This is a genomic window from Parabacteroides hominis (assembly GCF_014287585.1).
Classification (GTDB): domain Bacteria; phylum Bacteroidota; class Bacteroidia; order Bacteroidales; family Tannerellaceae; genus Parabacteroides; species Parabacteroides hominis.
Genome location: NZ_JACOOJ010000012.1, coordinates 60666 through 81726 on the forward strand (window position 1 = coordinate 60666; position 21061 = coordinate 81726).

Sequence of the window (21061 nt, forward strand, 5' to 3'; positions counted from 1 at the left end):
TTTACAGCGTGTTTATCATCTTCCTTTTTAGAAAGAAAAAATAAACAAATTAGATACATGTTATGAAGACGTTGAAAAGTTTTATGCTATTGGTTGGAATCTTGTTAGGTTCTACAGCTTTTTATTCTTGTTTGGATGATAACGATGCTTATAGCGAGTTTTGGAGAGATAGTATCCAAGCGATTGTGACGGTAAAGCCATTGAGCAATAATTCCTACTACATGCAGCTCGACGATAGTACGACGCTGTTTCCGACAAACTCATATACGCCTGAGAATTTGAAAGAAATCCGCGCGTTCGTTATATATAAGAATGACGAGAAGAAGACCGAGGGCTATGATCAGTCTGTTCAATTGCTGAGAATGGACACCCTTCTGACAAAACAGATTGCCCCTGATCTGGGAGCGGAGAACGATTCCTACTACGGAACGGACATGTTGGCCTTGAATGGCGGTAGCATTTGGTCTAAGACCGGTGTGTGGATCGAGGACGGATATATCACGTTCGACTTCTATATCCAAAGAGGCTACAACGACAATGTCAAGCATTTCCTAAACTTGGTACAGGCAAACAGTGCCGATCCGTATGAACTGGAGTTCCGCCATAATGCCTATGGCGATATCGACTCGTCTATCAGACCTTCAGCCGGCCTGGTTTCCTTCAAACTGGATAAGTTGCCGAGCACGGAAGGCAAGACGGTGAAGTTGAAGATCAAATATAAATCTTTCGTTTCAAACGACTACAACACTGTCGAGTTGGACTATAAATCAAAAGATACGGTAGATACAGAAGAATAATAACCTTCCCACATAACTTTTATTTTTATCATTTAGTTCAGGGAGAAAGGCATCGGGATGATGCCTTTCTTTTTTATATGCCTTTGTTTCTTTTTTTATCGGAAAGATGCAACGTTTCTCAGGTCACCCTCGTTTATATATATGAAAATGGAAGAAACAAATACACATCTGATCGAGGGGTGTCGGCGTGGTAACCGGACCGCGCAGCTCGCCCTTTACAAGCAATTCGCGAGGCAGTTGTATGTCGCCTGCCTGCGTATTGTCGGTAACGCGTCAGAGGCGGAGGAAGCGATGCAGGATTCTTTCCTGAAAATATTCACTCGCCTCGGCCAGTATCAGGATGGACAATGTTTCGAAGCATGGATGCACCGCATAGCCATCCATACAGCCATTGATTACGTGCGCCGGCAGACGCCCGACTGGGAAGAACTCCCGGATAACTACACCGAACCCGGCGACGACGGGTCGGACGAAGAGGAAATCCGCTATTCGGTCGCCCAGGTGAAGGAGGCCTGCAAGAAACTGCCGGCCGGCTATCGCGTGATCCTCTCGCTCTACCTCTTTGAGGGATATGATATGGAAGAGATTGCCTCCATCCTGAAGATCCGGCCGCCGAGCGTGCGCAGCCAGTATCTAAGGGCAAAGCGCAAATTGTTGGATATAATAGCTGCAAATAAAGAAAATGGATAAACTGAAAAATTTCATAGACACGAACCGGGAAGCATTTGAAGACGACCTGTTACCTGAAGGCCACTTCGAACGCTTCGAGCAGAAGCTGGCTGCTCCGCGCAAAAGCTGGGCTACGTTATATAGCCTTTGCGCTTTTGCCGCGGCAGCTTGCATCGCCCTGCTGTTCCTCTTCAAACTGCCGGGTGGAACACCTTTGCATACGCAGCCCGGACAGGTGGCCACAGGTCAGCATACCTGCGAGGTGAAGGAGGAGATAGAGGAACTTCGTCTCTACTACAATATGCAGATGAGCGACATCATCTCCCAGATGCAGGCGATGTACAAACAGCAACGGACTCCTGGGACGGAGGAACTCTTGAAAGAGACAAAACGGGTCCTGACAGACAATTATATGTTCGAGGAAACGGTCCTTCCGACTCTGCCTTGCTCCAATGCCGGCCTTTATGCCATGAACCTGCATTACAGCACCAGCCTGGAAAGTCTCAACATCATGTTGAAGCAGATGGAGAATATGAAGACAACAAATAAAAAATAAGATAATCAACAAACAAGCAAATGAAAGCAACTCATCAACATTCAGCGACCGGCAAGGAGTCCTTATTGCGACCTTGCCTGCTTATGCTCCTGGTTTTGTTTTGCAGCGTACCCGGTTGGGGCAGCAAACAGGAAAGCATCAAGAAAAAGGAAATCAACAAAAGTTTCAATGTCGGTAAAAGCGACATCTTGCAAGTGGACAACCGTTACGGAAACATTACGGTCACGCACTGGAGCAAGAACGAAGTCTCCATCCGTGTCGTAATCGAGGCGAAAGCCCGCAACGAGGAAAGGGCGCAGGCGACCCTCGACCGTGTCAGCATCCGGATGGAAAAGATGGGCAATACGGTTTCAGCCGTCACCAGCCTGAGGTCGCAAAACGGGAAAGGCGGCTCCAACGAATCCTTTACCATCAACTACTATGTCAATATGCCGTCTGAACTGACCTGCGACCTGACACAGAAGTACGGTAATATCATCATGCCGGAAAACAATAAGGGGAAATGCGACCTGCATGTCAAATACGGCAATCTCAATGGCGGGAATTTCACGGGGCCTCTTAACATAGACGTGCAATATGGCAATCTGGATATCACCGATGTCGACAACGCGACTTTGGACCTGGCCTATTGCGGCAAATCCTCTATCCGCAACGGTTCACAACTGAATGTCGACAGCAGATACTCCAACCTCAATCTCGGAAATGTCCGGAAGATGAATGTCGAAGCCAAATACGGTGACATCCATATCGACAGGCTGGACAACGGCTATATGGAACTCAAATACGGGAATTGCAAGATAGACGAGTTGAAACAAGGCATCAACGTTGATGAACTGAGCTACAGCACGCTTACCATCAAAGACCTCGCCAGTAACTTCGACAAGATCAATGTGGATGCCCGCTACGGTAACCTGAATATTTATATTGATGTGAACGCCTCCTTCCGGGTTGTTGCCAACAATATGAAATATGGCAATTGCAAGATTCAAGGCGGATTCAATATCCAACGTCGTAACCAGGACGAAAACTCGGTCGGTTTCGATAGCCGCGACGACCAAAGGAACAAAAACAACTACTCCCTCGATGTCAACAACGGCAAAAACGGCCGTATCAATTTCGAAGGAAACAGTTATAGCAACATAAAGGTGATTGCAAAATAGATTTACAAGAGTAAAAACCCGTGTAATCCGTGCCTGAAAAAGAATAAGGGAGATGCTTTAACACATCTCCCTTATATAGTTAATTAAAGTATTGACCGATGATTATTAGTCGAGTTCTTTAATAGTGATGTTACGATACCAAACGTCGTCGCCGTGGTCCTGGAAACCGATGAAACCTTCTTTGTTTTCACCACCGCAGTTCAGCAACAGTTCGTAAGCCAACGGCCATTTGTCTTTGCTGAATTTGCTGTTATCCAGCATTTCCTTCCACTGTTGTGTCCACAAATGATATTCAACAACCGGTTCGTCGTTCTGATAGTGAACGACAGTACCTTTGTAGCACATGATCTTACCCTTGTTCCATTCGCCGAACGGTTTAGAGTTCTGCGGTTTAGCCGGGATCATGTCATACAGGGAAGCAGACTGGCGATTACCGTCTTTACCCAACTTGGCATCCGGATGGTTTGCGTTGTCGAGTACCTGATATTCAGGAGCAGAGATGTAAGATTTCTGGCCTTCTACTTCCTGGATCATATACAAAACACCAGAGTTAGCCCCTTTAGCAACTTTCCATTCAAATTCAAATTCGTAGTTTTTGAACTTGTGAGCGAAAACCAAGTCGCCACCATCTTTAGCACCAGCTTCACCTGCACCGGACCCTTTGATATGGATCGTACCGTCTACCACTTCCCAGGCAGCAGGTACATCCGTACGGTCGTAACCTCTCCAACCATTGAAAGACTTACCGTCGAACAAAGTGACTTTGCCATCGGCATCTTTCGGGAAAGTAGACAGGTCAACAGTAGGCAGATCGTTCATGAGTGTGTATTCAGGAACGGCAGCTTCTGTTTTTGCCTCTTCTTCAGCAGCAGCTTCTGTTTTCTTACCACCGCCGCAAGATGTAAAATAACACATCATAATTGCGGCACTTGCTAATAATACTGACTTTTTCATTCTATTTATTTGTTTAAAACTAATTATCTCGGCATATCAGGCAAGTTCCAACCTTGACGATAGTTATGCTTGATCAGTTCGTTTGCAAACTGTTTTGCATTTACCGGATCTGTCCAGTCTTTGTTGAATGACGGGTGTCCATCTTTGATTGTGAAGCCGTCCTTGATACAGATCTTCAGTTCTTCATTGTCCTTGATATTGGTGAACTGCATGTTCTGGCCGTCCCATTCCAGCGTCTTGTTCAGAGCCTGCAAGCGAACTGCCAATACGCCCATCACAACCATTTCGTTGAACGGACCGGCTTCCAAGAAGTTGGACTTTGTCTGAACACGGCTTCCTGTGCTTTCTTTACATGCGCGGATCCAGTCTTGTTCGTGACCGCCACTCATAGCCTTGTCAATTCGACGGCAAACTTTAGGAGCGTTAGGCACGCGACCTGACAACAAGAACGGTTCCTGTCCGTAACAACCACAAACCAACGTGTCTTTTGTACCGTGGAAGATAGTCAGACCACCGCCGGGACCCATCAGTTGTTTGCCTTCGGGGAATCCTTCCGGACGATTCGGCATCATACCGCCATCATACCAATGCACTTCTACTTCCGGCATAGCCAGCTTCGGCATGTTTTCACGAGCCGGGAAGATGAATTTCACATGCTGAGCGTTAGGAGCGCAATCGCGAAGCAACAATGTAGAAGAAGCTTCCACTCTTGTCGGATAACCTAACTTCAGAGCCTTGAACGGAGTGTGCATGATGTGGCAAGCCATATCGCCCAGAGCACCTGTACCGTAAGCCCACCATCCGCGCCAGTTCCATGGATGATAAACGTGATTGTACGGTTTTACTTCTGCCGGACCGGAGAACAAATCCCAGTTCAATGTAGAAGGAATCTTATCTGCTTTTTCGGGAGTGTTCAGACCCTGCGGCCAGATAGGACGGTCTGTTGCACATTCTACTTTTGTGATATCGCCGATTTCGCCGTTCCAGATCCATTCGCAGACCAGGTCTGTACCTTCGGCGGAAGAACCCTGGTTACCCATCTGTGTGGCAACGCCTGTGGATGCAGCCAATTTCGTCAGCAAACGGGATTCGTAAACCGAGTGAGTCAATGGCTTCTGGGTATATACGTGTTTGCCCATTGTCATGGCATCGGCAGTGATCATAGCGTGGGTATGGTCGGCTGTAGCGATCAGCACAGCATCGATGGATTTGCCCATTTCGTCATACATCTTGCGGTAATCCCAATATTTTTTAGCATTCGGATGACGATCGAATACCTTTTTGGAATATTTCCAGTCCACATCGCAAAGCGCTACGATGTTTTCTGTATTTTCCATGTTCTTAAGGTTGGCATTACCCATACCACCGATACCGACAGCAGCAATGTTCAACTTATCGGATGGGGCTACATATCCGTGAGATTTTCCCAGGATGGAGCCCGGAACGATAGAGAAGGCAGCAGCTGCGGCAGCTCCTCTTTGAAGAAATGATCTTCTTGAAATGTTCGACATAGTAATAATTTTTTATAGATTAGCACTTAATTATAATATTCGATGTGATTTCTCGTCTTATAAAAACACAAACTGACGCAAATATAACCAATGCGAAAGTAACAACAAGTCTTCCTTTCGGCTTTCTTCTTTAAAATAGTTTTTTTTAACAGAGGTTATAGATAAAGTCTATTTTTTCATAAATAATATCTATGCTTTTAGGGGAAAACATTTTAACGCTTTTCCTATTTTTGTAAAGAAAGAGAACTTATTCATCCAATCTCTTGTTATTAAAGTACGATACCGATATGAAAAGGGAGCCTATTTACATACGGATATACCATTTTTATCTGGAAGGATTTCGAGGAATGAAGCTGGGTAAAACGCTGTGGCTAATCATATTGGTCAAGCTCTTCATCATGTTTTTTATCTTAAAACTGTTTTTCTTTCCTAATTATTTAGGACGGTTTGATGGAGATTCCGCGAAGGGAGAACACGTTTCGGGTGAATTGATCAACAGGGCAATTACTCCTTAAATTATATAATCATGATCGCAAGCATTGACACTTCTTTGATTGACTGGTCAAGAGCGCAATTCGCTCTCACTGCCATGTATCACTGGCTGTTCGTCCCCCTCACATTGGGGCTCGGCGTTATACAGGCCATCATGGAGACCATCTATTACAAAACAGGTAATGAATTCTGGAAAAAGACGACGCAGTTCTGGATGAAACTGTTTGGTATTAATTTCGCTATCGGTGTTGCCACCGGGCTGATCCTCGAATTCGAATTCGGGACGAACTGGTCTAACTACAGTTGGTTTGTAGGAGACATCTTCGGGGCTCCTCTCGCTATCGAAGGAATCTTAGCTTTCTTTATGGAAGCGACTTTTATAGCCGTGATGTTTTTCGGCTGGGATAAGGTCAGCAAACGCTTCCACCTCGCTTCCACCTGGCTGACGATCATAGGGGCGACTCTTTCTGCGCTCTGGATTCTGATTGCCAACGCCTGGATGCAATATCCGGTAGGGATGCGGTTTAATCCGGATACCGTACGAAACGAGATGTTCGATTTCTGGGCGGTGGCCTTATCGCCTGTCGCCATCAACAAATTCTTCCATACCGTTCTTTCCGGATGGATCGTGGGAGCCGTCTTTGTGATCGGTATCAGCAGTTGGTATCTGTTGAAAAAGCGGGAGACGAAGTTCTCGCTCGAAAGCATCAAGGTCGGTGCGGTTTTCGGGCTTGTCGCTTCTATACTCATTGTATGGACGGGTGACGGTTCCGCCTACCAGGTAGCCCAGAAACAGCCGATGAAGTTGGCCGCTATGGAAGGCTTGTACGAAGGGGGTAACGGCACGGGGCTGGTTGCCATCGGGCTGCTGAATCCCGAAAAGACAAGCTATACCGATAATGTAAATCCTTTCATCTTCGATATAAAGATTCCGAAACTGCTGTCCTTCCTTGCCGAGCGCGATGTGGACGCTTATGTTCCGGGTATCGTCAACCTGATAGAGGGCGGTTATACGACCAACCAGGGGACGGTCGCCCTTTCTGCCGCCGAGAAGATTGAAAAGGGGCAGATTGCCATCCAGGCTCTTGCCGATTATCGCAAGGCGGTCGAGGACAAAGACCAGGTGGCCGCGGGGCAAGCCCGTGCCTTGTTGGACGAAAACTTCGCTTATTTCGGCTACGGGTATATCAAAGATCCTGCCGACCTGATTCCTCACGTCGGCCTCACTTTCTATTCATTCCGCATCATGGTGATCCTGGGCGGATATTTTATCTTGCTATTCATTGTTGCTTTGATCTGGAGCAAAAAGAACAAATTTGCCGATGCCCGCTGGTTGCAATGGGCGAGCCTGTGGACTATTCCTCTGGCCTACATCGCCGGACAGGCGGGTTGGATCGTGGCTGAAGTGGGACGTCAGCCTTGGGCTATCCAGGATATCCTGCCGACGGGTGCATCCGTGTCCAAGCTGGCTACTTCGTCGGTACAGACAACGTTCTTCCTCTTCCTGTTGCTCTTTACCGTCCTGCTTATCGCGGAGATCGGTATTATGGTGAAGGCGATCAAGAAAGGACCTTCGGTGAATTAAGAATTATGAATTAAGAATTAAGAAATGAGTGTTATGGATAGTACATATATATTGTTACAGCATTACTGGTGGTTCCTCGTTTCCCTGTTAGGAGCACTATTGGTTTTCCTGCTTTTCGTACAAGGCGGACAGTCCTTGCTTTTCACGATCGGCAAAACCGAATTGCAACAAAAGATGTTGCTGAACTCGACCGGGCGTAAATGGGAGTTTACCTTTACGACCCTGGTTACTTTCGGAGGTGCGTTTTTCGCCTCTTTCCCCTTGTTCTATTCGACCAGCTTCGGCGGAGCCTACTGGGTGTGGATGCTGATATTAGCTTGTTTTGTTCTACAGGCCGTATCGTATGAATACCAGTCGAAGAAAGGAAACCTGCTGGGTAAAAAGACGTATCAGGTCTTCCTGCTGCTGAACGGAATCTTGGGTCCGATCCTGTTGGGTACGGCTGTCGGTACGTTCTTTAGCGGAGCCGAGTTTGTCGTCAACAAAGGACAGTTGACCGATGTCGCAATGCCGGTGATCTCCACCTGGGCGAACCCCTGGCATGGGCTTGAAGCCGCTTTCGTGTTCTGGAACGTATGTCTCGGATTGGCGGTGTTCTTCTTAGCACGCATCCAGGCATTGCTTTATTTCATCAACAATATCGACGATGCCGAGATCGTGAAACGCAGCCGCAAGCATTTGGTGATCGAAACGGCGTTGTTCCTTGTCTTCTTCCTTGTCTTCCTGGTACATCTGTTGCTTGCCGACGGGTTTGCCGTCGATCCGGAGACTAAAGAGATCTATATGCAGCCCTATAAATACTTTATAAACCTGATCGAGATGCCTGCCGTATCGGTTGTGCTGTTAGTGGGTGTGGCGGGTGTCTTGTATGGCATCGTCCGTACGATCTTGTCGGGGACATGGAAAAAGGGAATCTGGTTCTGCGGGACAGGTACGGTGCTCACGGTGCTGGCGTTGTTGCTTTGTGCCGGTTGGAACAATACGGCTTATTATCCTTCGGTGGCCGACCTGCAAAGTTCGCTGACGATCGCGAACAGCTGCTCCAGCCCGTTCACCCTGAAAGTGATGAGTTATGTATCCATCCTCGTGCCTTTCGTCTTAGGCTATATTTTCTATGCCTGGCGTGCGTTGGACCTTCGGAAGATCAGCGGGAAGGAAATGGAAGAGAAAGACACACATGCCTACTAATGTAAGGCCGGTTCGCGGACCGGCCCTGCAGCCGCCCCCGTAAAACAAAGGAAACGGCGAAGCTCACGCTTGGCCGTTTCTACATTTAACCGTTTTAAACAAAAAGAAAAAGTTAGTTAAGGTGCGTCCATAGGGACAGCAAACAAATATATAGAATACCTGTCATCCTCGGAACAATCTCCCTGCTTTTTTTGTTATTTTTCACAGTGCGCCAATGCTTTTGTATTATCTTTACACCCAAATTATCCGATGGACCTTATGGCAGAATTTAACATAAACATATTGGGATGCGGTTCGGCGTTACCTACCACGCGGCATCTGGCAACTTCACAGGTAGTGGATTTACGGGATAAGTTATATATGATTGATTGTGGGGAAGGGACCCAGGTGCAGATGCGCAAGATGCGCGTCCGTTTCGGCCGTCTCGCCCATATCTTCATCTCGCATTTGCATGGTGACCACTGCTTCGGTTTGCCGGGGCTGATCTCCACGCTCGGCATGTTAGGGCGTACCGGCGAGCTGGTCGTGCATGGCCCGAAGGAGGTCGAGACTTACCTGCGTCCGGTGATGGATTTGTTCTGCCGGGGCATGGAGTTCGAGGTTCGTTTCAATCCTGTCGATACCCGCAACCATTCGTTGGTGATGGAGGACCGGTCGTTGTCGGTCTATTCCATCCCGCTTAAGCACCGGATTCCTACTTGCGGCTACCTCTTCGCCGAAAAGCCGAAGGAAGCGCATATCATCCGCGAGATGACGGATTTCTATCAGGTTCCCGTCCGTTGCATGAAGGACATCAAACTGGGGAAGGACTATGTCACGCCCGAAGGCGAGGTGGTTCCCAACTCCCGCCTGACCCGTCCGGCTGCTCCTCCCAAACGCTATGCGTTCTGTTCCGATACCGCCTATAGCCGTTCCGTCATCCCGATCATCGAAGGGGTGGACCTGCTCTATCACGAAGCGACCTTTGCCGAGTGCGATCTTGCCCGTGCCAAAGAAACCTTCCATTCCACCGCCCGCCAGGCAGCGGAGATAGCCCGCGACGCCCAGGTGAAACGCCTCGTTATCGGCCATTATTCCGCCCGCTACGAAGACCTGTCCGAACTTCACCAAGAAGCCGAAGCAGTATTCCCCGGTACGATATTAGGGAATGAAGGAATGGTGATACCGGTTTGATTGACAATTATAATCAAACACAAACCGTTTTTAATCAAATATTATTGTATATTTGTCCTATTATCAATACATAAAAAGAAAGGATATAATCATGACAGCTATGGAATTAGAATGTAAGAAAGATGAACTCAGGGAATTGATCGATATGATCGATTCCGAAGATACTGTAAATCGCGTAGGAAAATATCTTAAACGTATGCTCATGCGCGAACAACCGCCTTGCCAATACACCATCGAGGAACTGAAGAAACATCTGGAAGAGGCCGAGGAGGATTTTCGGATGGGACGGGTTTACACAACGGAAGAAGTAAGAGCACATTTTCATAAAAAGTACAATATATGAATCTAACACTACATTGGTCAACCAAAGCCATCCAAGACCTTGATAAAATCTACAGCTATTACTCCAAAGGAAATGAAAAAGCAGCAGTAGATTTATATAATGCTATTCTTGATGCAATAGAACTATTATGTTCTTTTCCGGAGATGGCTCCAATCGAACTTTCATTGGAAAATTGCCCGAAACAGTACCGGGGACTTACAGTCAGGAGAAATTTCAAGATCATATATTACATAAGGAATCACACGATCTACCTTGCTGCCATCTGGGACTGCCGGCAAAGTACAAAAAAACTTTGGAAACGATTTAATCATTAATAATACAGAACTTTCTACATTATCAAAAAAATATTCCTACATTTGTACAATCTTAGGGTTTGGAATATGAAGGTATTAATTACAATCGTTTTGTTGCTGGCTGCATGGGCCGGTTGTCCGCTTGAGGTGATGGCACAGCAAGCGAATACGACCGTGTCCGGGACGACCGCCGCCAAAGACAAAGAACCGGACTCTGTAGAGATCAGCGCCTACGATAACAAGATCGTTGTGGAGAATGCTCCGGCCGGCAGCAAGCTCGAAATCTACAGCGTGGTAGGCATCCGGGTGAAAGAGATACCGATGAAGCAACCCTCCGGCGAATATGCGGTGGATATTGCCAAAGGGTACTACATCGTCCGCATCGGCGACACGGTTCGTAAGGTGTCCATCCGCTAACGCCTGTTCAAGCTCCCCATAAAGACATCCCGACTGCGTATGTAAACAGCGTCCATCCTACGAAGGAGGCAGCTTGTCCCGTGTAGGCGGTCCGTACTCCGAGAGTGTCAAGAGGGCTCCTACACATCCTAATACCACCTCTGAACGGTCCGCCCACAGGGCCATTATCCCAAGGACGGCCAGATACAATGCCAATGCCTTCCGCAAGCGCATCGTCCGGCATTTCGTCCGCCAACTTTTCCGGTATCGGGCGAACCGGCTTTCCATCTTTCTCATCCGCTTTCTTCTTTTTCAGGTTCAACAAGAAGCCCAACAGGGCTCTGATAAATTCAAGGATTTGTCTAAGTTTGCTCATGATATGAATTATGAATTATGATTTATAACTTTCAACTTTCAACTCTTAACTTTCAACTCAAACAACTCCAGCAGCCTCCCGATCTCCGCTTCGAGTGCGATGATGTTGCGGCGGTACAAGTCGCGGTTGTCGCCGTTTTGTTCGCTGATGTAGGGGCTGTAGGCGATTTCTTTTGCGTAGGCTTCGGGTTGGAAGCTGAAATGATAGGCGCGGGGATAGGCGGATCGGATCAGGCGGGCGAAGTCGAGGAAAGAGAGGAGCGTGGATTCGTAATGCCTGAAATGATGCCTCCCGTAGGCCGTCTCGAATGTAGCCCGCTGCCCGTGCCAATGCGCGTTCGAAGCGCCATAGCCCATCAGCCCGAAGAAGTTATGATGTTCCGTGGCAAGCAGGGAAGTCCCCCAGCCGCTTTCGAGCGCACCCTGTGCAAGGATGATCCGGGCGTTCATGCCGAACAGCTTTTCCGCCTCGGCGGCAGCCTCCCCGCAAGTGTGTAAAAAGTTGATTTTCTTATCCATAATATATTGTATTTATTTGTATTTCAGATTGATAATGCTTATATTTACATATCATAATCAAGAAGAAACACAATGGAAAATTCACAGAATCAAAACAAAGTCTGGGGGTGGGGCGAACTGGCCCTGCTCTATTTCCCGAATATCTCGCAGAAGAGCGCGACCATGCAATTATTGAAATGGATACGCGTCAGTGACGATCTGGTCGGACAACTGGAAAAATCAGGCTGGCATCCGGGCAAGAAATACCTCACCCCCAGGCAAAAGAACTACATAGTGGACCACCTCGGAGAACCGTGAAGAGGTGAAAGTGGAAAGTGGAAAGGTGAAAGTTATTTATACAAACGCGAAGCCTAACTTTCAACTTTCAACTCTCAACTTTCAACTAATCAAAGTTCTCCCGGTCGTTCCTCTTCGCCCCCTCCTCCTTCGGCAGGCGGGGCGGAAGCGATCTTTTCGAATGTGTAGTTCTTGACCGCTTCCTTCAACTGCTTGCCGGGACGGAAGACGATGCGGCGGCTTTTGATAAGCGCCTGGTTGAACTCCTTCTCAGTCACCGTGCCGGTACTGCCGAACTGCAACTGGAAATTACCTAACTCGCCGACCTGGACCACCTCGCCTTTGCCGAGGTTACGGCGCATCACGTTGACCAATTCGTCGAGGATCAGCTTCACGTCGCCGGACGAGGCGGTTGACTGGGCCGAGATCAGGTCGCACAATTCATACACATCGCACGTGCCGGTCGTATTGGCACTGGCGTAATACAGTTTCGAATCTTCGGCAGCATCCTTGCGCATATCTTTGCGCTGGACCAATTTGTACTTTGCTGGCATAACATCTGGATTTTAATGTAAAAACATCTGTTTCTTAATCACATAACAAAGATACAACCGCACCCGACGCCCTTGCGGAATGTGGCGGAACAGCGCGGAAAGAGGGGAAGGAGAAGGGAAAAACGAGGAAAGTTATTATTATACTCAGGAAGAAGCCAGAGAACATCTGTGTAATCTAACTTCTCCTCCTGAGTCGTTTCTTACAAAATCTTAAAGCTGATTTTTCGTCCGAGACCTTGGAATATCTTGAACAGCGTGGATAGTTGGATGTCTGCATGCCCGTTTTCGATACGGGAGATGTAACTTTTCTTCGTCCCGATCTTAGCGGCAAGTTGCTCTTGTGTCATGCCTGCTTTCAAGCGTTCTGCTTTCAACTGTTCGCCGATGATAAAAGCCTCGCAGTTGCTTTCGAACTCATTCCGTTGAGGTGTACCCGGTGTACCGAAATCCTCGGTGATCAAATCCTCGATAGGGGTGCATCCTAACGCTTCCAAATCTTTTTTATTCATTGTTTGTCCCTCCTTTCGTCTTTTTGACGGAAAAATATTCGTTCATGATTCGCTTGGCTCGTTCTATCTCGCCTGGAGGCGTCTTCTGTGTTTTTTTATGAAAACCGTTAAATAGAATTACCAAGTTACCCTCATCCATGCAACAGAAAATCCGATAAATATTTCCGCTTTCCTCCACACGTACTTCATACAGCCCTTTTACGGTGGTTATGGCTTTCAGGTATTTTTCGGGCACTTGCTCCAGTATCATGATATAAACAAAAGTCTGGTAGATTTTGCTCAATGTATTCCGGGACAAGGTCTTTTTGAAATCCTTAAAATAGTTGCCAAAGGCTACTACCTGACGGATATATTGTCTTTTCTTTTCCATGATTTAGGTTTTACTTCGCCAAAGATAACGAATTAGTAAACAAAAGCAACATCTTTTTGATTTATTTCAGGGCAACTGCACTCCCCCGACGCCCTTGCGGAATGTGGCGGAACTGCGCGGAAAGAGGGGAAGGAGAAGGGAAAAACGCCCGTCCGTTTAGGCCTTTCCAAGAAAGCTGCGCTTTCTCTTGGGATTGCCGATACCGCCTGTTATATAAGTATAGGTATCAGTATCAGCAATCCCCAAAGCCCCATCATCCTCTCTTTTGCCGTCTGCTTCAGCAGACGGATTAAAAGATTTAGAGGCAAAGCCTCTTCCTCTGTGGACTTCAGTCCCTTTCATCTATTGTATTAAAAGGGGTTAAACCCCACATAGGAACCGGCAAAGCCGGAACAATCATCTATCCGTCTGCTGAAGCAGACGGCAAAAGAGAGGCTGCGGCACGAGGATTGCCTCACAGTTCCTCTGTGGCACGGGGGACAAGTGCAGGACAAGCCCGTTCCCGCGCTTGACGCGGGATCTCAAAGAAGCAGGCGGTATCGGCCATCCCCGAAGAGCCGTCAGGCTCTATTTCCGGCCTAAGCTGGTGAGCGTTAAGCGCAGAGACCGCAGTGAGCGTCCGGATGGAACGGAGTAGCGAAGCAGGTTCGGCCTTGATCTTTTGGTTACTTGGGGATCAAGCCAAAAGTAACAGATAAATCAGCATTTATGTTTCTGCTAAAATTGGGTGCGGCTGCCCTGGATTTATTCCCCCCGCCGCCTATAACCAATCAAGGAAAAGCCTATACCCTTTTCCTCCGAAAGCTATAGCTTTTTGAGGGGAAAGATATAGGTTTTTGGGGGAAAAGGACACGAAAGGCCTGAAAAGGCGTTCTATTGTTTTTTTGGAATAGGGGAGTCTGTCTTTTCGTATTCTCCTCGTGCTATACGTCTGAAATGCAAGGGGGTAAGCCTGTTTAAGAAGCGTCTGACCGCCCGTTGCGACATCCCTTCCTGTTCTCCCATCGTGTAAGCCTCCTGTAAGGTGAAAGCGGCAGGTAGCTTGTCCAGCAGGCGGTGTGCCTTGCGGGGGAAGGTCAGTTCGGGGGAGGTTTCGTCGTGCTGGAGCCCCGTCAGCAGCAGGCGACTGTGCTCAAGGCAAGTCTCGATGATGAGGAAAGCCGCCCGGAAATGCTCGTCCGCGCAATATTGGCGGTCCATCCCGTAGCCCGCCGTGCCGCAGCGCAGCGCGGTGAAGACCATGCAGAGGCGGAACAAGATCAGCCCGTAGCGTTTTACGACCCCAAGGAAGGCCTCGTCGCCAAACAAATCCGCCTCGCGCAGCCATTCCGTGAAACGCCGGTTCAACTCGCTCCATTGCCGTGCCGTCAGGCATACCTGCAACGGGCGTTTGCGGAGCGTCATGGCTGCCTCCATCACCTGCTGCGAAAGTTCGGCCAGCGTCTGTTCCATCCCCATCCCGTCGCTTTCGGGCGAGACATCCTGCCAGATCGCCTCGTTGCGGCACGTGTAGAGCAGCAGACGGCTCACCAGCCCGCTCTCGGCATCGGGGATCAAGCGGGCGAACTGTCCCGGCGTGCCGGCCAGGAGCAGAGCCAGGCGTGGGCGTTCGATGCGGATCAGCTCGTTGTCCGTCTTGCGCGACGAGGCGACCTGCTCATGGTGGAACGCCTTGCGGAGCAGGTCGTCAAACATCCCGAAGTCCAGCTTGCTCGCCAACACGATCGTGTCGATCTCGCTGTCGGACATCAGACCGCCTGTGCTCCCGTTGTCGCGCAGGTGGACGAGCAGCTTCGCTTTCGTGATCTGCGTCGGGATATGGAGGTAGACCTTGGCGACCGGCGTCGGGGCATCCTTTACCGAGACAGGCTGGCGGTTCTTGTGCGCCTCCGCTTTCTTTTGTTCCCAGTCTTCCAGCGCTTGCCGGTATTCTTCCTCGGCACGCCCCGTTTCCGCCTCGATCATCTCCGCATAGCGGTCGGCCAGGTGGCGCATGTCGTTGATGCACCCCTTACCGTTGGCAGCCGGAGCCACCTCGACCGTGAACAGGTGAGGGTAGACACGCTTGCGATGATAGATGCCGAACACCTCCGGCAGGCAGGCGCTCAGCACCGTGCAGGCTCCGAGGAGCGCCATGTCGCGTTCGCGCCGCTGGGGATAGAAGGCCGTAGCTTCGCGGAGCAGCGGAGGGAGCAGCCCGTACAGCTCTTCGGGCAGGAGAGGGGTCTGTTCGCGGAGCCGCTCGCCTGACTCTTCGGGGTCGGTCGTGGGCTCTTCCGCGCTCCGGAGTGTATAGAGCGCCTTTTCAGGCCTTTTGTGTCCTTTTCCGCTTTTAAAAGTCGCATGCTCATTCGTATTTCCTTGAAAGGCAGAAGATAAAGCCTGGGCGATCTCTTCCGCGGTGAAGTCTGCGGCTTGCAGGCGGAGGGTGCAGCAGGAGGCCGTTTCGGCATACGAAAAGCCCCTTCGGTTCGCCTCGCAGCCGAGGCGGTAGACCGTCTCGTTGCGCGATCCCGGCATCGCCGGGTTACGGCTGAGGAAGGCATCGACAAAGGCATCGACGCCTTTTGACGCCGCGGGCTGTTCGGGGACGTGGAAGGCTTCCGCCTCCGGATTGTAATACGCCTCCTCGTCGTCGCTCACATAACAACAGCGGCTGATATCCTTGCATTTGGCATCGCTCGCCACCCCGCCTGCCTTCTCGTAGAAGGCGGCGACGGTTAGGTAGGCTTCGCGGTGTCGTCCGGCGTCGCTGTCGACCCGGACGAATACCTTCAGCCCGTGGCCGCCGGGACTGACGAACATCGCCAGCGTGTAGCTTAACATTTTGAGGACGATGATCAGTGCCGCAAGGTCGTCCACATGATCGAAGTCCAGCCCGATGATCCCGCTGTATTCCTGCAACGCTTCCGCTTTATGTCCGCCGCCGAACACGCCCGAAGGGGTGAACCCCGGCAATCCGCCCTTCAGCTTGCGGGCTTCTTCGGCTTTCCCTTCCGTGAGAGCCGTGCGGTAGGCGATGATTTCATGTATCCACTGGCGACGCCGGATCAGGATGATGATCTCTTCAAAGGTTAACACTTGGCTTTCGGCCCGGTACAAGCTAACATAAAAGGAAACATTTTCTTGTTTTTCCATCTTATATGATATTTAAGGCAAAAAAGATTGCCGGTTGATTTATACGACAAAGGTAAGCGTATTAAATCATACCGGCAACCATATTAGAGGCATGTTTACGTGGGTTTAAAGATGTCAGTATCAGTATTCTGTAAAACTGATTCCCGACAAAATACATTACTTTTGCCTCTATTCTTTTTACGAAAATTAACGATCCTCCAGGCTCCTTTTATCTTTTGAATAATAATAGGTGGCCAGCGTCTTGACCACGACACCGAAACTGAAGATAACCTGCATGGCCTTGAAGAGCCCTGCGGCTTTATCCGTATCTTTTTCAAATTCCGGCAGGTTGCGTATCCCGCTGAAATATTCGACAAGCGTGCGTGCGTCTTCCACCCGTATCTGTCCGCCTTCGGCCCCGTCGACCTCTTTAAGCAGTTCGTGTATGCGCTTGCGGCAAGTGCGTGCGGTATCGGCCGTGTAGCGCGTTGTTTTGACTCCCTCTACCTGTTTCGACTTGAGGTTTTCCAGGCGGGTGTACAACTCCGCCACTTCCTGTGCTTTCTTGGAAAGCGTCTGTTTTTTTTCATTTTAAATATGTCTTTATAAGATGAATCATCATTAATCCCTCCCAATAACGAAACCCCGACAGCACGAATACTGTCGGGGCTTGTTTTGTGTATGCCTTCGTCCTTCACAGGGGAAAGGCTACTTGAACTTTTAAATTCAATATACTTTAGTATTATTAATATTAAATCCGGTTGCCTGTTCGCCTGTCACAGGTTAGTTGGAGGATTAATCCGCGCAACCGAAGAATTATTTATATAAATGCATCGAATTTATTTAACGATAGCTTTTACAGCTTCTTCGCCTTCGACAGCAACAACAACTACCCCCTGAGGAGCAGCGATTACAGCGTCGCTTGAAGTGATAACCGTGTTAGCAACTGTCTGGCCTAAGATGTTGGTAATAACAACTTTCTTGCCTTCTGCGTTAGCGATTCTAACAGCACCTTGTTGGGTGATAATTGTTACTTCAGAAGTGGCGATTGCTTCGTTATCTGTTGCCATTTCTTCGTTGTCAGATTTCTGATAAGCATTGAAGATAAGAGCACCATCAGTACCTGTTACAGCTTTATCGAATGTAGCTGTCGGTTCAGTCAGTACCAGACAACCATTCTGCTGTTTCATCCATACACCTGTTTTCGGAGCAATATCTGTAGCACCATCAGATTCGATAAGGAATGCATTTTCCTTGCTTTCTTTTGATACGCCTACTGCTTCTAACGGATTGATGTAGCGGAATGACCAAGTGTAGTTGTGGTGAGCGTTTGACATGCCCTTCCCTAACACTTTGACATAGTCACTTGTAATCTTCTTGTCGGCATAAGTTTTCAAAATGGTATTTACATTCAATTCTTCAACCGGCATTGTTTCAAATTCACCAACCAGGAAGATCAGAGAATCACCAGTTACGATAGCAGGTTCGAAACCTACGCGAGTATAACCGTTGATGTTATCCAGGAACGGAAGAGCTTTCTTGGCAGCTTTACCACCATTGGCATCTACGCTATCCTGATAGCTAACCATGTATTTACCGTAAATGAATCCGCGAGTTCCGTGAACGCATCCCCATTTGTCTGTTTCATTATTGTTGATGTCTCTGTGACCAGAAGGTTCTGTACATGCTTTTGCTTCAACAACTACGTTAGCAACTGAAAGCAGATACTGAGGTTTGATTCTGCTACCTGCATCACAATACATACGAGCTGTATCGATACGGAAACCGATTTTGTTCTGACCTTTGTCTACTGTCCAGATACCTGCATAATCCACATCTTTATGCATGAATGTCTTGTTGTGTTCATCCATCAAGTATTCATTTTCACGGAATGCTTCTCTAAATAACAGGCTGTCTGTTGAGTTATCTTCATTTTCACCCAGGACTGCTTTGTTGAAGCTACGATACAGAGGTGTGTCGTATTCTTTGATAGCGAATGCAGATGTTCTGACTTCACCCAGATCTTCTACTTTAAGAGTAAGTTCGTCACCAATATCGGAGATACCGCCTTTCTTAGTATCATTCAGAATTCCTTCATTGTAAGATTTGATGATTGCATAGTAGTGTTCACCTTCAATACAGTTATTTTCTTTGAAATAGAAGCTGTCAGCTTGAGCAATTTCTCCAACTGCATAGCGGTTGTCTCCATTTGCAAGCAGAGTATCCTGATCCATGTAAATAACATAAGTAGCTCTCTTCAACTGTGCCAAACCTGAAATTTTATCCAGAATAGCGTCGTCTACATCAACACCGTATGTAGCTTCCTTACCAAACTTAAAGTTGAATGCACCGGCATCTTCGGCAGCCCAAAGAATTGAATCTTTTTCTCTTGTGTTCAACCATCTGTCCATATTAAGTGTATTCAGATAGTTAAACTTATACTGTGCAACAGTTACATCATCTTTAGAATAATAACCATAACCCAGATGTTCGTTCTTAATAGTTGCAGAGTCGGTGATCTGATCGAAATCAAAAACTTCATCAGCGCCAAAAGTAGCAGGAGAAGAGCTGGTAGTACTGATTGAGAAACGACCTGCTGTACCATCCTTATACAACTGTACGTTTGTAGCCTTGCCTTTAAACTCACGGTTGATCAACGTCAGTGTAGATTCAGCGCTATTTTCGCGATTCTTTAATACTAACCACTGGTAAGCCGGCATATGTTCCGGATTCTGCTGAGACAGTTCTACCCAACGGTAATTTGCTCCGTTTTCATCGATACGACCAGCCAGAACTTTCTTTCTGTCTTTATTGTAAATCACATACAAACCACTTTCTTTTGTGACGCGGTTATTATCGCTTGCACTGCAACTCATTGCACCACCGAAAGTGATCCAAGTGTTCTGCGGACGTGTAAGCACGTTGTTAGAGTCAACGCTCAATACATAGTCAGAGCCGACAACTACGTCTGCAGCGTATGCACGTACGTTTGCTTTTCTTGTGGTATCAGCAGCACTGAAATTAGGAGAAGTAGCCGGGTTCTTCAACCATGTAGCTTGTTTTACATATACGTTGATACTGTCTACAGATGGTCTGTAAGTAAACAAGAACATGTACTGACCTTTCAGTTCAGAGAATTTCAAAGAGTCATGGATAGTAGTTGTAGTCTTATTGAAACGATCCTTGATCACTTTATCATCCCACTTGAATGCCAGGTGTGTCTTATTGCTATTGGTGTAGCTGGTATCGACTTTCAAGAAAGCTGTTGTATCAGTACCGTTCATCTTATACAAGTATACATACTGCAAAGAGTCGCTTGTGCTTAAACCTGTGCCACGTAAATCACTTTCTCTAACCTGTTCAGCAAAGAATGTACCGTCTTTCAGCGCATTCTGTGTGAACTTGCTCTTAAATGTCAGATTCACACCGTCGGATTCTTTCTGTACACCCAGTCTGTTGTTCAGTTCTTTTGCACTCAGGATGATTTCACCTGCTTTCTGTAAATGGAGCTTTTCTGCATAAGCATTGGAAACAATGCTGTTAGCGTCATCCTTTACAAAGTAAACACCATGACCACCTTCTTTTTTAGCTAAAGCGATTACAGAGTCTTGAGTGAAGTAGGAATAAAGGGGCATCCCCGTGGTATTCAAGTTATTCACATTACGGTTGAATGCCCAGCTACCCAAGTCACCGCCGATTGCAGTAGAGTCACTTGCTGTCAGAGTAATACGTTCCGTCTTTGCTGCTTGATTATGGAAATAACCGGCAGCGGACAGATCCGGCATTGGGAAGTCCAAATGCTTCTGTCCACCTACGTTAAAGAATTCCCAAACATAGTTTGTAGAACCGTCGCTCAATACATTTTCGGTAACATCCACACACCAAAGTGTGTTAGCCAAACTGTCTGAACTTGCAGGAGTCGGAACAAATTTTAATGTATCAGTAACTCCACTTTCAGTAGGCAGGGGAGTACGTAAATAGAGCACGCTATCGCCACTGGCTGTTGCCAATTGATAGGAGCCTTTTTTTGCTGCAGCATCAAAATTTTTCAAAGCACTGCCGTCTTTCTCCAATTCAGGAAGTCGGGAGTCCCAGAAATTCCCAATGGTCTGCGCATTAACAGATACAACACCCATTAAGAGAGCTGAACCTGCTAAAAGAGTAGAAAACTTTTTGTTCATAATTCTAAAATGTTTAATTAATAAATAGTATATCTATATATGT

23 protein-coding genes are annotated in these 21061 nt (G+C 47.8%); 12 read left to right on the forward strand and 11 right to left on the reverse strand.

What is annotated here, in order from left to right; translation table 11 throughout:
- Window positions 1-62 precede the first annotated feature (62 nt).
- From H8S65_RS08895 to H8S65_RS08910, 4 genes are all read left to right on the forward strand, one after another.
- On the forward strand, window positions 63-797 hold the full coding sequence (locus H8S65_RS08895) for a NigD1/NigD2 family lipoprotein (protein WP_186929639.1): 735 nt from the start codon (window positions 63-65) through the stop codon (window positions 795-797).
- Between the two features lie 141 nt (window positions 798-938).
- Window positions 939-1487 carry an RNA polymerase sigma factor gene (locus H8S65_RS08900; RefSeq protein WP_436277872.1) on the forward strand — a complete coding sequence of 183 codons (549 nt, stop codon included), beginning with the start codon at window positions 939-941 and terminating at the stop codon, window positions 1485-1487.
- On the forward strand, window positions 1480-2022 hold the full coding sequence (locus H8S65_RS08905; protein ID WP_186929641.1) for a hypothetical protein: 543 nt from the start codon (window positions 1480-1482) through the stop codon (window positions 2020-2022). Before H8S65_RS08900 ends, H8S65_RS08905 begins: the two co-directional genes overlap by 8 nt.
- 20 nt (window positions 2023-2042) lie before the next feature.
- The gene (locus tag H8S65_RS08910; protein WP_186929642.1) at window positions 2043-3182 is read left to right on the forward strand and encodes a hypothetical protein; all 1140 of its coding nucleotides are present in this window, start codon (window positions 2043-2045) and stop codon (window positions 3180-3182) included.
- Window positions 3183-3287: 105 nt separating this feature from the next.
- Here the strand turns inward: H8S65_RS08910 and H8S65_RS08915 are convergent, their stop codons facing one another.
- Both H8S65_RS08915 and H8S65_RS08920 read right to left on the reverse strand, forming a co-directional pair.
- Window positions 3288-4136, reverse strand: coding sequence for a 3-keto-disaccharide hydrolase (locus tag H8S65_RS08915; RefSeq protein WP_186929643.1), 849 nt, complete (start codon window positions 4134-4136; stop codon window positions 3288-3290).
- 23 nt (window positions 4137-4159) lie between these two features.
- On the reverse strand, window positions 4160-5647 hold the full coding sequence (locus H8S65_RS08920; protein ID WP_186929644.1) for a glycoside 3-dehydrogenase: 1488 nt from the start codon (window positions 5645-5647) through the stop codon (window positions 4160-4162).
- Between the two features lie 287 nt (window positions 5648-5934).
- Here H8S65_RS08920 and H8S65_RS08925 point away from each other — a divergent pair, with 287 nt between their 5' ends.
- The 7 genes from H8S65_RS08925 (at window position 5935) to H8S65_RS08955 (ending at window position 11138) form a co-directional block, all read left to right on the forward strand.
- The gene (locus tag H8S65_RS08925) at window positions 5935-6162 is read left to right on the forward strand and encodes a DUF4492 domain-containing protein (protein WP_186929645.1); all 228 of its coding nucleotides are present in this window, start codon (window positions 5935-5937) and stop codon (window positions 6160-6162) included.
- 11 nt (window positions 6163-6173) lie between these two features.
- The gene (locus tag H8S65_RS08930) at window positions 6174-7724 is read left to right on the forward strand and encodes a cytochrome ubiquinol oxidase subunit I (protein WP_186929646.1); all 1551 of its coding nucleotides are present in this window, start codon (window positions 6174-6176) and stop codon (window positions 7722-7724) included.
- A gap of 33 nt (window positions 7725-7757) precedes the next feature.
- On the forward strand, window positions 7758-8912 hold the full coding sequence (locus H8S65_RS08935; protein ID WP_186929647.1) for a cytochrome d ubiquinol oxidase subunit II: 1155 nt from the start codon (window positions 7758-7760) through the stop codon (window positions 8910-8912).
- A 258-nt stretch (window positions 8913-9170) separates the two neighbouring features.
- Window positions 9171-10085, forward strand: coding sequence for a ribonuclease Z (locus H8S65_RS08940; RefSeq protein WP_186929648.1), 915 nt, complete (start codon window positions 9171-9173; stop codon window positions 10083-10085).
- Between the two features lie 100 nt (window positions 10086-10185).
- The gene (locus H8S65_RS08945) at window positions 10186-10428 is read left to right on the forward strand and encodes a hypothetical protein (RefSeq protein ID WP_255489112.1); all 243 of its coding nucleotides are present in this window, start codon (window positions 10186-10188) and stop codon (window positions 10426-10428) included.
- Window positions 10425-10742 carry a type II toxin-antitoxin system RelE/ParE family toxin gene (locus H8S65_RS08950; protein WP_186929650.1) on the forward strand — a complete coding sequence of 106 codons (318 nt, stop codon included), beginning with the start codon at window positions 10425-10427 and terminating at the stop codon, window positions 10740-10742. The genes H8S65_RS08945 and H8S65_RS08950 overlap by 4 nt, the downstream gene beginning before the upstream one ends.
- A gap of 66 nt (window positions 10743-10808) precedes the next feature.
- The gene (locus H8S65_RS08955) at window positions 10809-11138 is read left to right on the forward strand and encodes a hypothetical protein (RefSeq protein WP_186929651.1); all 330 of its coding nucleotides are present in this window, start codon (window positions 10809-10811) and stop codon (window positions 11136-11138) included.
- A 7-nt stretch (window positions 11139-11145) separates the two neighbouring features.
- Here the strand turns inward: H8S65_RS08955 and H8S65_RS08960 are convergent, their stop codons facing one another.
- Both H8S65_RS08960 and H8S65_RS08965 read right to left on the reverse strand, forming a co-directional pair.
- Entirely contained in the window at window positions 11146-11493 is a 348-nt protein-coding gene (locus H8S65_RS08960; RefSeq protein ID WP_186929652.1) for a hypothetical protein, read from the reverse strand.
- 38 nt (window positions 11494-11531) lie between these two features.
- The gene (locus tag H8S65_RS08965) at window positions 11532-12011 is read right to left on the reverse strand and encodes a glucosaminidase domain-containing protein (RefSeq protein WP_186929653.1); all 480 of its coding nucleotides are present in this window, start codon (window positions 12009-12011) and stop codon (window positions 11532-11534) included.
- Between the two features lie 72 nt (window positions 12012-12083).
- On the opposite strand from H8S65_RS08965, the gene H8S65_RS08970 reads away from it, so the two are divergent.
- On the forward strand, window positions 12084-12308 hold the full coding sequence (locus tag H8S65_RS08970) for a DUF4248 domain-containing protein (RefSeq protein ID WP_186929654.1): 225 nt from the start codon (window positions 12084-12086) through the stop codon (window positions 12306-12308).
- Between the two features lie 89 nt (window positions 12309-12397).
- On the opposite strand, the gene H8S65_RS08975 is transcribed toward H8S65_RS08970, so the two are convergent.
- From H8S65_RS08975 to H8S65_RS09005, 7 genes are all read right to left on the reverse strand, one after another.
- Window positions 12398-12841 carry an HU family DNA-binding protein gene (locus tag H8S65_RS08975; RefSeq protein WP_186929655.1) on the reverse strand — a complete coding sequence of 148 codons (444 nt, stop codon included), beginning with the start codon at window positions 12839-12841 and terminating at the stop codon, window positions 12398-12400.
- Window positions 12842-13041: 200 nt separating this feature from the next.
- Complete coding sequence (locus H8S65_RS08980) at window positions 13042-13350, reverse strand: helix-turn-helix domain-containing protein (protein ID WP_186929656.1); 309 nt, start codon at window positions 13348-13350, stop codon at window positions 13042-13044.
- Entirely contained in the window at window positions 13343-13720 is a 378-nt protein-coding gene (locus H8S65_RS08985) for a type II toxin-antitoxin system RelE/ParE family toxin (protein WP_186929657.1), read from the reverse strand. Before H8S65_RS08985 ends, H8S65_RS08980 begins: the two co-directional genes overlap by 8 nt.
- Window positions 13721-13876: 156 nt before the next feature.
- On the reverse strand, window positions 13877-14062 hold the full coding sequence (locus H8S65_RS08990; RefSeq protein WP_186929658.1) for a hypothetical protein: 186 nt from the start codon (window positions 14060-14062) through the stop codon (window positions 13877-13879).
- A gap of 531 nt (window positions 14063-14593) precedes the next feature.
- Window positions 14594-16858 (reverse strand): DUF3987 domain-containing protein, encoded by a 2265-nt coding sequence (locus tag H8S65_RS08995; RefSeq protein WP_186929659.1) that lies wholly within the window; start codon window positions 16856-16858, stop codon window positions 14594-14596.
- Window positions 16859-17044: 186 nt separating this feature from the next.
- Window positions 17045-17389 (reverse strand): hypothetical protein, encoded by a 345-nt coding sequence (locus tag H8S65_RS09000; protein WP_186929660.1) that lies wholly within the window; start codon window positions 17387-17389, stop codon window positions 17045-17047.
- Window positions 17390-17676: 287 nt separating this feature from the next.
- Window positions 17677-20736 carry a DUF6383 domain-containing protein gene (locus tag H8S65_RS09005; protein WP_186929661.1) on the reverse strand — a complete coding sequence of 1020 codons (3060 nt, stop codon included), beginning with the start codon at window positions 20734-20736 and terminating at the stop codon, window positions 17677-17679.
- Window positions 20737-21061: the final 325 nt, after the last annotated feature.